General features: G+C 47.8%; 11 protein-coding genes. 10 read left to right on the forward strand and 1 reads right to left on the reverse strand.

Translation table 11 applies throughout. The features are described from left to right. Positions 1 to 67: 67 nt before the first annotated feature. A complete protein-coding gene (locus FH968_RS06345) occupies positions 68 to 859 on the reverse strand; it encodes a hypothetical protein (protein WP_223271291.1) in 792 nt (263 codons plus the stop codon). 350 nt (positions 860 to 1,209) lie between these two features. Here FH968_RS06345 and FH968_RS06350 point away from each other — a divergent pair, with 350 nt between their 5' ends. From FH968_RS06350 to FH968_RS06395, 10 genes are all read left to right on the forward strand, one after another. Beyond that, the gene (locus FH968_RS06350; RefSeq protein WP_139878296.1) at positions 1,210 to 3,216 is read left to right on the forward strand and encodes an alkyl/aryl-sulfatase; all 2,007 of its coding nucleotides are present in this window, start codon (positions 1,210 to 1,212) and stop codon (positions 3,214 to 3,216) included. 65 nt (positions 3,217 to 3,281) lie between these two features. Further along, positions 3,282 to 4,472 carry an OmpP1/FadL family transporter gene (locus tag FH968_RS06355; RefSeq protein WP_139878297.1) on the forward strand — a complete coding sequence of 397 codons (1,191 nt, stop codon included), beginning with the start codon at positions 3,282 to 3,284 and terminating at the stop codon, positions 4,470 to 4,472. A 303-nt stretch (positions 4,473 to 4,775) separates the two neighbouring features. Next, a complete protein-coding gene (locus FH968_RS06360) occupies positions 4,776 to 5,792 on the forward strand; it encodes an iron ABC transporter substrate-binding protein (protein ID WP_139878298.1) in 1,017 nt (338 codons plus the stop codon). Positions 5,793 to 5,818: 26 nt separating this feature from the next. Continuing rightward, positions 5,819 to 7,393, forward strand: coding sequence for an iron ABC transporter permease (locus FH968_RS06365; RefSeq protein ID WP_189389006.1), 1,575 nt, complete (start codon positions 5,819 to 5,821; stop codon positions 7,391 to 7,393). 1 nt (position 7,394) lies between these two features. Continuing rightward, entirely contained in the window at positions 7,395 to 8,432 is a 1,038-nt protein-coding gene (locus FH968_RS06370) for an ABC transporter ATP-binding protein (RefSeq protein ID WP_139878299.1), read from the forward strand. Between the two features lie 91 nt (positions 8,433 to 8,523). Then, a complete protein-coding gene (locus FH968_RS06375) occupies positions 8,524 to 9,225 on the forward strand; it encodes a heavy metal response regulator transcription factor (RefSeq protein ID WP_139878300.1) in 702 nt (233 codons plus the stop codon). Next, a complete protein-coding gene (locus FH968_RS06380) occupies positions 9,209 to 10,600 on the forward strand; it encodes a heavy metal sensor histidine kinase (RefSeq protein ID WP_139878301.1) in 1,392 nt (463 codons plus the stop codon). Before FH968_RS06375 ends, FH968_RS06380 begins: the two co-directional genes overlap by 17 nt. 111 nt (positions 10,601 to 10,711) lie before the next feature. Further along, positions 10,712 to 11,332: a VTT domain-containing protein gene (locus FH968_RS06385; RefSeq protein WP_139878302.1), complete on the forward strand. Its 621-nt coding sequence runs from the start codon at positions 10,712 to 10,714 to the stop codon at positions 11,330 to 11,332. 34 nt (positions 11,333 to 11,366) lie between these two features. After that, on the forward strand, positions 11,367 to 11,897 hold the full coding sequence (locus tag FH968_RS06390; protein ID WP_189389009.1) for an undecaprenyl-diphosphatase: 531 nt from the start codon (positions 11,367 to 11,369) through the stop codon (positions 11,895 to 11,897). Beyond that, the gene (locus FH968_RS06395; protein WP_223271293.1) at positions 11,894 to 12,682 is read left to right on the forward strand and encodes a hypothetical protein; all 789 of its coding nucleotides are present in this window, start codon (positions 11,894 to 11,896) and stop codon (positions 12,680 to 12,682) included. The genes FH968_RS06390 and FH968_RS06395 overlap by 4 nt, the downstream gene beginning before the upstream one ends. Positions 12,683 to 12,686 lie beyond the last annotated feature (4 nt).

Genomic DNA, 12,686 nt, shown 5'->3' on the forward strand with positions numbered 1-12,686 from the left:
AAAAACTCCAGACGTAATGTAAAAATTAAAACCCCCAGAAATAGTGATGAATAGAAAGGGCGATTCACTATTGCTGAGTGGTTAATACCTTATTTTCAGTTTGAATTGAGGATTTAAGGAGTAATAAATTTTGTGGTTCAATACGTATTAACCCACCGCGTGGGCTGGCAATATCTGCAACCATTGAAAGTGCAACAGCAATGATGGCCGGTAAAATAAAGAGATAGACTTTATTGCTCTTTTTACTGTGTGAACCATAACCAATGAGAATGTTACATATCACGGCAATGGCAACAAGTAATACCCATGCTGAAGCAGGGAAGCGTTTTATCCACGCTGCCTGGGTGTAACCTTGGGTGTTGATAACATCATTCATGCCTGCGGCAATTAATGCTGTTACTGGCGTTGTGGATATATGAGTTTCATTTTTAATAACTTGCCATAATTGCGTCTGTGAACTAGCTGTTTCCTTATCAAGAGTGGCAAGCTCTTCTTCATCATGTAATTGATAAAACGCAATGCGCAGATCCAGGTATTTTAATAATTCATTACGAGCAGTAGTCGCATTCTTTGCAGAAAGCAAATCGATACGTAAATATTCTGTACCAATAGCATTGGCTTCTTCAGACTCATTGTTCTTACGTTGATCATAATGGCCTACAGCATTGGAAAAGCTGAACCCTATCAACAAACCAAGCAGGGTAAGGGTTGCCGCCTGAACCACGCCAAAATCCTTCAGCGTTTCCTCATCCAGATGGCCTTTTCGTCGCAGGCAATAAACCCCGATGGCTGAGGCAAGCGGCAATATGATTAGTAACGCAATGAACAGGAATAGCGGGTGGCCCAACAACATGCTCATATATCATCTCTTTTATAATGATAAAGCTGCCGCACTAAGTTTGAACGGTGATTAAATATTTGCACATTTCTGTGAAAAAGGTAGCTGGTAACAATATTTTTTTACAGTGCAATGGAACTAAAGTGTGGTGCATGAATGTTGATGAAAAAATCAATCACACTTTTAAAACCATTGCACTATAGTTTTAAAAAACAATTGCTCACAAAATTAGCAGGGTATTTCTGAATACCTTCTGATTTTAATGTTTAAAAAACACTTTCGGCATAATATCTGGAATTTTCGAGTGTGTTTTCTCTGGGTTGCTAAAATTTTTAAGTTGGTCCGTGATATCCCTTAATTAGGTAAGGAATATGAAAGTGAAAAGTTATACAAGATTAATTCTTGGGACAAGTTTGCTGCCAGTGTCATTCTGGATTGCGTCGGCAATAGCCGCACCAGAAGAAACCGCAGCGGTTACTTCACCAGGTGATGCAACTGAAGCGACAAAACAAGCCAATAATGCAGTTCAGCAATTCCTTCCTTTCTCAAATACACAGGATTTTACTGACGCCAAACAAGGTTTTATTGCCGACTTGCCTAGCCCAATCATTAAAGGCGCATCGGGTAATACCGTCATTGATCTTTCCCAGTATGATTTTTTGCATAAAGAAGGTCCTGCTCCTGATACGGTAAACCCTAGTCTGTGGCGTCAGTCGCAGATTTTAGCTATCCATGGGCTATTTAAAGTTGTCGATGGTATTTACCAGGTTCGTAGCATAGATCTTGCAAACATTACCTTTATCAGAGGTAAAACGGGCTGGGTTGTTGTAGACCCGCTGACTTCCGCAGAAACGGCAAAAGCGGCATTGGATCTCATTAACGAAAAAGTAGAGAAACTCCCGGTAACTGGCGTGCTCTTTACCCACTCGCATGTTGACCACTTCGCAGGTATTCGCGGCATCGTAAATGAAGAGGATGCGAAATCAGGAAAAGTGCCGGTTATTGCACCTGAAGGCTTTATGGAAGAAGCGGTCAGTGAAAACGTGTTTGCGGGTAACGTAATGAGCCGCCGCGCTTCCTATATGTATGGCAACTTGCTGCCAAAAGATCCGAAAGGCAACGTGGGTGGTGGGCTGGGACTAACAACAGCTGCGGGTACTATCACACTGTTCAAACCGACGAAACTCATCGAAAAAACCGGCGAGAAACTGACGATTGACGGCATTGATGTTGTCTTCCAGATGGCACCGAGCACCGAAGCGCCAGCGGAAATGCTGTTCTACTTCCCACAATTTAAAGCCCTTGATCTTGCCGAAGATGCCAACCATACCCTGCACAACATTCTGACATTACGTGGTGCCAAAGTGCGTAGCGCGCAGAAATGGGGTAGCACGCTTAATGAAACTATTAATATGTGGGGCAAAGAAGCCGTTGTTTCTTTCGGTAGCCACCAATGGCCGCAATGGGGCAATGAAAACGTTGTCAGCCATCTTGAAAAACAGCGTGATCTCTACAAATACATTAACGATCAAACTCTGCGTATGGCAAATCAGGGGATGACGATGAATGAAATTGCCGAGAAGTTCACCCTACCAGATAGCCTCGCAAAACAGTTCTACAACCGTGGCTACTATGGCGTGCTCAAACATAACGTGCGGGCAACTTATCAGCTCTATCTGGGCTTCTGGGACGGCAATCCAGCCAACTTCGACCCGTATCCGCCGGTTGAAGAAGCGAAGAAATACGTCGAGATGATTGGCGCAGATAAAATGATTCAGACGGCGAAATCGTCATTTGATCAAGGTGATTATCGTTGGGCGGCAACCGTTGCTAATAAAGTTGTCTTTGCACAGCCAGATAACAAAGAAGCGCGTGAAGTTGAAGCTAACGCACTGGAACAGTTGGGCTACCAGGCAGAATCTGGTCCGGCGCGTAACTTCTACCTTTCTGGTGCACAGGAACTGCGCGGCGGTGTACATAAAGTGGCAACGCCTAATACCAGTTCACCGGATATTATCCGTGGCATGACCACGCCAATGTTCCTCGACTTCCTGGCAATCCACCTCAATGGACCGCGCGCGGGCGACCAGAAATACATCTGGAACCTCATTTTCCCGGATACCAAAGAGAAGTTTGTGTTGACCATGGAAAACGGCGTGCTGAACTACAACAAAGATGTTCAGCTCCCGGAGGACAAAGTGGATGGCACCGTGACGCTTAATCGCACCACGCTTGATGACATCGCTTTGGGCAAACTCAAACTGGGTAATCTGACCGAAAGTGGCGAAGTCACAATCGATAAGAACAAAGACAAATTTAAAGCGATGTTGGATAACTTCGATAAATTTGATTTCTGGTTCACTATCGCCGAACCGTAACAGTCGTTATGAAACCGGGCATCTCAGGATGTTCGGTTTTTTGGCCTGAAAACTGAAGGTCTATAATGAAAAAAACGTTAATTAAAGTGGCTTGCGGCCTGGCTTTGGTCTGTTCGGTACAGGCATCTGCAAGTGGTTTGTATCTTTATGAAGTGGGCACTGAAGATGTCGGGCTTGCAGGGGCAGGGCAAGCAGCTCGAGCTCAGGATGCCGGGACGATAGTTAATAACCCGGCGGGGTTAACACGATTGCCTGGCGATAATCTGACGCTGGGCGGGCAGGCCTTGTATGGCGATGCTCACTATAATCTGGACGGCAGCGGAAAAGGGCCTGGCAATGTCATTGGCTGGTTTCCAGGCGCCAGCAGTTTCATCAGTCACAGTATTAACGATGACGTAAAAGTTGGTTTGGGTATTTACGGCAACTACGGTCTGGGCCTGCATTTTGGTGACTGGGCAGGTAGTCAGCTGATTAAAGACAGTACATTAATTGCGCTAACTTTCCAGCCTGTAATTGCCTGGAAAATTGGTGATAAGTGGTCGATAGGCGGCGGGCCTGGGATTAACTACGGGTTGTTTTCCCTGAAGCGTGATACGGATGACGGAGAGCAAAAATCGGATGACCACGACTGGGCGATCAACGGCAAACTGGGCCTGATGTTTGAACTCAACGACGCCACCCGTTTTGGATTAACCTACACCAGCAAAACAAAGTATGACTTTAACGTTAAAACTGATGTGACCTTAACCCGTTTGTCGGGCAACCCAACATATTCACTCCCACTCAGTGCCGCAGTCCAAACCCCACAACAACTGATGTTCAGCGCCTTCCACCAGATAAACAACCAGTGGGCGGTGTTGGGCGATTTAGGCTGGCAAGACTGGAGCGCTTACAGCGATAGCGAAACGTCAGTAGCGAATAGATCGTTGCAAAGCAAAGAGCGTTTGAAAGATACCTGGCATACGGCGCTCGGCGTGCAATTTCAGGCAACGCCAGAGTTAAGGCTAAACAGCGGTATTGCTTACGACAGCAGTTTTTATAAAGACCAGAACAACACGTCTATTACCATGCCATCCGGCGATGCATGGCGGTGGGGAGCTGGCGCGCAATACCAGCTGACAAAACAAAGCAGCATAGGCGGGGCGTTTGAATATATGAAAATGGCCAGCTCAACGGTGTCAGGTTCAGCATTAGGCGGCACTTATGACCATCCTAACCTCTATTTTTATACGGCTAATTACAGCTATTTATTTTAAGCATCAGGTTTAGGCATAAATTCATGCTATCTCTTTGTATTTATTTTGGAAAATAAAACCACTACGCTAGCCAATCTTGCTAAGTAGCTGGTTTTTTTCCATTTTCCCTAAGGTTATTTTAATCTTTCTTAACACCTCAATCTGAAACAAGATTTTTATTTTAATAAAGACGTCGTTCGCCATATTTTTTGTTTATATTTAAAATTGATAACAGTTTTCATTATCATTTGTATTTCTCTGTGATTTAATCCGCCTCGCTTCGCATTCTGCTGTTATGTACTCATTCTTATGAAGGATTAACTTATGAAATTTGGCGTATCGTCCCTGTGCTCAATCGCGATGGTGACTTCCTCTATTTTGCTGACACCCCTGGCCGGTGCTGCCGATAACAACGAAGGGATTGTGGTCTATAACGCGCAGCATGAAAATCTGGTTCAGTCATGGGTTGACGGCTTCACCAAAGAAACCGGCATCAAGGTGACGCTTCGCAACGGCGGAGACAGCGAACTGGGCAACCAACTGGTTCAGGAAGGTAGCGCATCGCCTGCTGATGTTTTTCTGACGGAAAACTCCCCGGCAATGGTACTGGTCGATAACGCTAAACTGCTTGCACCACTGGATGCTGCAACACTTGAGCAAGTTGCCCCTGCTTATCGCCCTGAACATGGTCGCTGGATTGGCATTGCTGCCCGTAGCACCGTGTTTGTCTACAACCCAGCTAAGCTCAATGAATCTCAATTGCCAAAATCGCTGATGGATTTGGCTAAACCCGAGTGGAAAGGGCGTTGGGCTGCTTCCCCGTCAGGTGCTGATTTCCAGGCTATCGTCAGTGCAGTTCTGGCATTGAAAGGTGAAAAAGCGACGCTGGAATGGTTGAAAGCGATGAAAACAAACTTTGTTGCTTACAAAGGCAATAGCACCGTCATGAAAGCGGTGAATGCTGGTCAGATTGATGGTGGGGTTATTTATCATTATTACCGTTTTGTTGATCAGGCAAAAACGGGTGAAAACAGCAAAAATACCCAACTCCACTATTTCAAACATCAGGATCCAGGTGCGTTTGTCAGCATCTCTGGTGGCGGCGTGTTGGCTTCAAGCAAACATCAGCAACAGGCTCAGGCCTTCATGAAATGGGTCACTGGTAAATCTGGTCAGGATATTTTGCGCACTAATAATGCCTTTGAATATGCAGTAGGCGTTAATGCGGCTTCTAATCCGAAACTGGTTCCGCTAAAAGACCTGGATGCACCAAAAGTTGAGGCGTCATCGCTCAACAGCAAGAAAGTCATTGATTTGATGACTCAGGCTGGTCTGTTCTGATTGTTTAATATTGTGGTGAGTGCCTAATGTCAGTGGTTAATATTACAGAGAGTACAAACGTTCAGAGCCGTGTTTTACAGCGTCGTCCAGCGTTTACCATGGTAGCTCTGGCGGTCATCTTTTCGATGCTGTCACTGATACCCCCCGCTTTTGTCATTTTTGTTGGTTTTGACACTGGCTGGGAAACCGTTAAGGCACTCATTTTTCGACCTCGTGTTGCTGAGCTTCTCAGCAACACGCTGTTGCTTGTTGCTTTTACCGTGCCGATTTGTGTGCTGGTGGGTACGCTGATTGCCTGGTTAACTGAACGAACCACGCTTGCGGGTAGACGTGCATGGTCGATGCTGGCTGTTGCGCCACTTGCTATCCCAGCGTTTGTGCAAAGCTATGCATGGGTGAGTGCGGTGCCGTCAATACATGGTCTGCCTGCCGGTATTTTTCTTTCAACGCTCGCCTATTACCCGTTTATTTATCTCCCCGTTGCTGCCGTGCTACGTCGCCTCGATCCCACGCTGGAAGATGTTGCCGCTTCGTTAGGCACACCACCCTGGGCCATTTTTTTCCGCATCGTTCTGCCTCAGCTAAAGTTGCCGGTTTGGGGCGGTGCGTTGTTAGTTTCATTGCATTTACTGGCTGAATACGGCCTGTATGCAATGATCCGTTTTGATACATTCACAACCGCAATCTATGACCAGTTTCAGTCAACGTTCAGCGGGCCGGCAGCCAATATGTTGGCTGGCGTGCTGGCACTTTGCTGCCTGGTCATTCTGGCCATTGAAGGGGGCACTCGCGGTAAGGCTCGCTACGCCCGAGTAGGTGCCGGAGCCTCACGCGAACAAAAACGATGGCAACTTAATGCACCGCTGCATACTGCCGGGCAGCTATTTTTGCTCGCTGTGGTGTTACTGGCGTTAGTGGTGCCGTTAGCGGTGTTGTGTCGTTGGTTGTGGTTGGGCGGAATAGAAAACTGGAACCATGCCGACTTGTGGCTTTCCCTGCAACAGACGTTGCTGCTTGCCTGCGGCGGTGCGTTATTAATTATCGCCGCAGGGATCCCCATCGCGTGGTTATCCGTACGCCATCCACGCCCGCTATTTCGCGTGCTCGAAGGCTGCAACTATTTCACCAGTTCACTGCCCGGAATTGTGGTTGCTCTGGCGCTAGTGACGGTCACCATTCATTATCTGCGGCCTATTTATCAGACTGAAATCACACTGTTTCTCGCCTATCTGCTGATGTTTACGCCTCGAGCCCTAATCAATCTGCGTGCCGGTATTGCTCAAGCCCCCGTTGAGTTGGAAAACGTCGCCCGCAGTTTAGGGAAAACACAGGCCAGGGCCATATGGAGCGTAACTCTGCGGCTTGCAGCACCTGGGGCTGCGGCGGGTGCTGCGCTTGTCTTTCTCGGTATCACCAATGAGCTGACCGCAACGCTTTTGCTTTCACCGCTGGGCACGCGAACGCTCTCGACCGGCTTCTGGGCGTTAACCAGTGAAATTGATTACGTCGCCGCAGCCCCCTACGCATTACTCATGGTGCTTATTTCGCTGCCGTTGACCGGTATTCTCTATGTACAGTCACAAAAACTAGCAGGTTTGTAAAATGATTGAATTATCGAACATTTCTAAAAAATTCGGTCAGACACCGGTTCTGGAAAACCTGAATTTAATGGTGAAGCCTGCCAGCCGAACGGTGATTGTTGGGCCATCCGGCTCAGGGAAAACCACGTTGTTGCGTATTCTCGCTGGGTTTGAAACCCCGGATAGCGGGCGAATCATGCTCTCCGGGAAAACACTTTTTGATGAGAATACCTTTGTTCCGGCGCATCAACGCGGTATCGGTTTTGTCCCTCAGGAAGGGGCGCTTTTCCCGCACATGAAAGTGGGTGACAACATCGCTTACGGTTTGCATGGTTCAAAGCATGAAAATCGCAGACGGGTCGCGGAATTGATGGAATTGGTGTCGCTTGATAGTCAGCTTCAACACCACTGGCCGCATGAAATTTCGGGTGGGCAACAGCAGCGTGTGGCACTGGCCAGGGCGCTGGCGCAAGAACCGGTATTAATGTTGCTGGATGAACCCTTCTCAGCGCTGGATACCGGCCTGCGCGCCGCCACGCGTAAAGCAACAGCCGAGCTACTTGCCCATGCCGGAGTGGCCTCGATTCTGGTGACTCACGACCAACATGAAGCGTTGTCTTTTGCGAGCCAGATTGCGGTTATCCGCAACGGTCGTTTTACCCAGGTGGGTTCTCCGATTGAGGTCTATTCGCAGCCAGTGGATGAAGATACTGCGTTATTCCTCGGTGATGCACTGATTTTTTCCGCGCAAGTGAATGGCGGATTTGCACATTGTATATTGGGGAATATTCCGGCAGATAACCCACAGGCTGCGGGCGAAAAACGCATTATGCTGCGCCCGGAACAGGTCATTATTTCTGCGCTTAACTCGGATGCTGAAAATCTTAATGCAGTAACGATCAGTGATGTGGATTTTACCGGCTATCTTTCGACACTGACTCTTTCATCCCCTGTTTGGCCCGCTCCGTTGCAAGTTAAAACGATAAGCCAGCAAAACTGGCGGGTGGGAATGCCAGTTAAGCTCGCGATAAACGGCCATGCCTGCGTGCTCGCGGATTAAGATGACAAAAATGTCATCTTAATATCCCCCTTTTTGTTGATGATAAGCGGGTAGACTCGATCAATTCGGCGACACATCTGTTGGAGGAACAATGAGATTATTGCTGGTTGAAGATCAAACCATGGCCGCGGACTACATTGCGAAAGGCATGAAAGAAAATGATTTTGTGGTCGATGTTGCCAACAACGGCGTAGATGGGCTGCACTTTTTACTGACTAACGACTACGATCTCGCCATTCTGGATGTCATGCTGCCTGGCATGAACGGCTGGAAAATCCTTGAGCTGGCACGGCAGGCTGGAAAAACCACTCCTGTCATGTTTCTTACTGCGCGTGATGAAGTCGAGGACCGCGTGCGCGGCCTGGAGTTAGGGGCCGAAGACTACTTAATCAAACCTTTTTCATTCAGTGAGTTGCTGGCTCGGGTTCGCGTGATTATGCGTCGCCAGGCTGTTCATTCCACAGTAACGGAAGAGTCTGTTTTACAAATCAGCACCCTGCAGCTCGATTTCCTCAAACATCGGGTCTCGCGTGCCGGAAAACGCATTGAGTTGACGCAAAAAGAATTTCTACTCTTGAGCCTGTTGATGCGCCGCAGCGGCGAAGTACTCTCGCGAACCGTTCTCGCTGAACAAGTTTGGGACATGAATTTTGACCCAGAAACCAACGTGATTGATGTTGCTATCCGCCGTTTACGCAGCAAAATTGATGATGGTTATGATATGAAGCTGTTACATACCATCCGCGGGGCAGGTTACGTTCTGGAAGAAAGAGATAATGCAGATACCGCGTAATTTTTCTATCACGCTCAGGCTGACACTTTACTTTTCAATCGCCATGACACTGGTGCTGTATAGCGTTTCCGGGCTTTTGTACTCCACTATGCGTAATCAGCTCAGCCAAAAAGATGAAAATGAATTGCGCAGCACGCTGCAATTTCAGCAAGAGATCGCGACCACCATCAGTGAGCGGCAGGGGCCAACCGATCTTTGGCAGCAAGAATTGTTCGAATTTGTTGCTCACCAGGACAGGCTGGCGCTGCGCATCATCTCTCCGGATGGCAAAGTTTGGGCAAAATCGAAGAGTTTGCAGATACCTGAGGCTGATTTTCCGGCTCCGTCGCGAGAATTCAAATACAGCTCATGGCACAATCGTTCCGGCGACATCAGTGAAAAATACCTGATTGCCTCAACCAATTTCGTGCTGAAAGATAACCAACCGTGGCTGGTACAAGCGGCGTTAAACGTTTCTCGCAACAATGAAATCATTGAAGATTATTGGGATCGGATGCAGATAGCGGTGGCGCTGGCGATTGTAATTTTCTCGGCGATTGGTTTTTGGCTGGCGCGGCGCGGCCTTTATCCGTTACGTCAAATGAGCCGTGAAATCGAATATATCCACGCGGAAGATTTGCATACCAGGCTTGCGACTCAGCGCTGGCCTTCCGAGCTTAATGCGCTGGCTTCGTCGTTCGATGGCATGATGACACGCCTGGAAGCGTCGTTTAAACAACTGAGTCGCTTTTCCTCGGATATCGCGCATGAACTGCGTGGCCCGATAAATAACCTGATTTCTGCCGCCAGCGTGACACAAAGTAAAGCCCGCAGCCCGGAAGAATACCGCGAGGCGCTGGCCGCCATTGTTGAAGAGGGGGAGCGATTATCACGCATGATTTCGTCTATGTTGTTCCTGGCAAGGGCCGATAATAGCCGCGAACCATTGCATCTCGATTCGCTCAACAGCGCTACAGAATTCACCCGCTTAATCAATTACTACGACATTCTGGCGGAAGAGAAAAATATACATCTGACGAGTGAGGGGGAGGTTAGTTTCCGCGCCGATCCTGCACATTTACAGAGATTACTCTCGAACCTGCTTTCCAATGCCATGCGCCATACTCCTGATGGAGGGTCGGTTCACCTTGAAGCATCTCAAGACGGCAGGAATGTCATGTTGTCGGTGATTGATAATGGCGAAGGGATCAGTGCCGAACATTTGCCGCACATTTTTGACCGTTTCTATCGCGTGGACGATGCGCGTAGTAGTGCAGGAAATACTGGCCTTGGTCTGGCACTGGCTAAGACCATTGCAGAACTGCACGGTGGGAAGATTCAGGTAACCAGTGAACCTGGCAAGGGCAGTCGTTTTACGCTGGTGTTACCGCAATAACCGCAAGAGTTTGCCAATTCTAACAAAATTGTAATATAGAGGTTGAGCTTCAGTCATGCTGGAAGGTTGATAATCCGGGAAAGTTAAAATGAAAACTTCCCGGAGAAGCCAATGGCTCTGCACGATATTATTAATTTTTTTTCAGCCCACCATATCAGCGACCTGTTGGCGCAAAACGAAATGTGGGGGCTTGGTATCATTGCTCTGATCATTTTCTGCGAAACAGGTATTGTCATCGCGCCGTTTCTACCCGGCGACTCTCTCATCTTCACCCTTGGCGCATTTCTGGCCAGTAGCGCTATTTCCCCTGTATTAGCCGTGACGGTCATTATTGCTGCAGCCTTTGCAGGCGACACCGTGAACTATTTAGTGGGACGTTCTGCTATTGGGCAGAGGCTGATTAACCAACGGGTTTTAAAGCCGCATCATGTCGTGCAGACCAAACACTATTTTGAGAAATACGGTGCGGCAACCGTCTTTATTGGGCGCTTTATTCCTGTTGTCAGAACGCTTGCCCCTTTTCTTGCTGGCACCGGGAAAATGCCTGCGGGTAAATTTCTGATGTGGAATATTCTCGGCGGGATTTCGTGGTGTCTTTGCTTTATTACTCTTGGTTATCTCCTCGGCTCAGTTCACTGGGTACAAACGCATATGGAACTGATGGCTCTTGCCATAGTTATATTCTCGCTAATGCCAGTGGGTTATCAATTCTTCCGTCGGACTATTCGCTAACTAATAAATAACTCTTTTGCTGAGGATGACCAGCATGTCTATTAATACGTCTTTATTTCTTCTTATTAATGCATCACATATTCCTGAACCCATCACGCTAAACATTGTGCGTGCGATTGCAGAATTACCGCTTTGGTTTATTCCGTTAGTTTTAGGTTTATTATGGGGGAAGAAGGATAACCGACAAATAGTATTAACCTCGATATTGTGCGCGCTACTGAGTGTGCTGATTAACGTCACAATAGGCCATATCTGGCCGATGCCTCGTCCTTTTGTCGTAGGCATTGGGCACACGCTGGTCCCTCACGCGGCGAATGCTTCATTCCCGAGTGATCATGCGGCTCTGACGTGGTCTGTCGCGTTTACGATGTTGATGGAATCTCGTTTTCGAAAGATTGGCATCTTGCTTAGCGTCGCAGGTTTGGCGGTAGCGTGGGCCAGAGTTTATATAGGGGTACATTTCCCAGTTGATATGCTCGGTGCTTTATTAGTAGCCGCGGCCAGTGCCTGGATTGTTACCCGTCTGCAATTAGTACAACGACTGACAAATGCGAGAAAACAATGATGAATACTCAACAGAATAATCCAGGTTGGTTAAATAAAGTCCCTGAAATTACCCTCGTATTTTGGTTGATTAAAATGATGTCAACCACGGTGGGCGAAACGGCGGCTGACTTCCTGAATATGGATCTTAATTTTGGTCTGACGAACACCTCAATTATTACTGGAATATTACTGGCGATATCGCTCTTTTTCCAGATGCGCTCACCGCGTTATAAACCGGTTCTTTATTGGCTAACAGTGGTGTTTATTAGCGTATTTGGCACATTGATTACCGATAACCTAACCGATGCCTGGCAGGTACCACTGGCGGCTTCGTCACTTTTTTTCAGCGTTATATTGCTGATTACATTCGTGGTCTGGTATCGCCGGGAAGGGACGTTATCCATTCATAGCATTGACAGCCTGAGCCGGGAGTCATTTTACTGGTTAGCTATCCTTGCGACATTCGCGTTGGGTACGGCGGTGGGTGACTGGCTGGCTGAAGGTTTAGGGCTGGGTTATTACAGTGCCGCGGTATTCTTCGGTGCATGGATCCTTATTGTTGCGGTAGCCTGTTTTACCTTCCGGGCAAATAAAGTGTTTTGCTTCTGGGCGGCATACATCCTCACTCGTCCTTTCGGTGCGGCATGCGGCGATTTGCTGTCGCAACCTGTTGAGAATGGTGGCATGGGGCTTGGGGCGAATTTCACCAGTTTGGCTTTTGGCCTGGCGATTATTGTGATGGTCGGGGGATTGGTCGTGATTGACTGGCGTAAAAACAGTATTGCGGCAGGCCAGAAAGATTGATAAC

It is taken from the genome of Buttiauxella sp. B2 (assembly GCF_006376615.1).
Taxonomy (GTDB): Bacteria; Pseudomonadota; Gammaproteobacteria; order Enterobacterales; family Enterobacteriaceae; genus Buttiauxella.

Bases quoted from the DNA above. Each gene is read 5' to 3' on its own strand.
- FH968_RS06360 (WP_139878298.1), top strand. From the start codon at position 4,776: ATGAAATTTGGCGTATCGTCCCTGTGCTCAATCGCGATGGTGACTTCC.
- FH968_RS06385 (WP_139878302.1), top strand. From the start codon at position 10,712: ATGGCTCTGCACGATATTATTAATTTTTTTTCAGCCCACCATATCAGC.
- FH968_RS06380 (WP_139878301.1), top strand. From the start codon at position 9,209: ATGCAGATACCGCGTAATTTTTCTATCACGCTCAGGCTGACACTTTAC.
- FH968_RS06365 (WP_189389006.1), top strand. From the start codon at position 5,819: ATGTCAGTGGTTAATATTACAGAGAGTACAAACGTTCAGAGCCGTGTT.
- FH968_RS06370 (WP_139878299.1), top strand. From the start codon at position 7,395: ATGATTGAATTATCGAACATTTCTAAAAAATTCGGTCAGACACCGGTT.
- FH968_RS06395 (WP_223271293.1), top strand. From the start codon at position 11,894: ATGATGAATACTCAACAGAATAATCCAGGTTGGTTAAATAAAGTCCCT.
- FH968_RS06375 (WP_139878300.1), top strand. From the start codon at position 8,524: ATGAGATTATTGCTGGTTGAAGATCAAACCATGGCCGCGGACTACATT.
- FH968_RS06350 (WP_139878296.1), top strand. From the start codon at position 1,210: ATGAAAGTGAAAAGTTATACAAGATTAATTCTTGGGACAAGTTTGCTG.
- FH968_RS06390 (WP_189389009.1), top strand. From the start codon at position 11,367: ATGTCTATTAATACGTCTTTATTTCTTCTTATTAATGCATCACATATT.
- FH968_RS06355 (WP_139878297.1), top strand. From the start codon at position 3,282: ATGAAAAAAACGTTAATTAAAGTGGCTTGCGGCCTGGCTTTGGTCTGT.
- FH968_RS06345 (WP_223271291.1), bottom strand. From the start codon at position 859: ATGAGCATGTTGTTGGGCCACCCGCTATTCCTGTTCATTGCGTTACTA.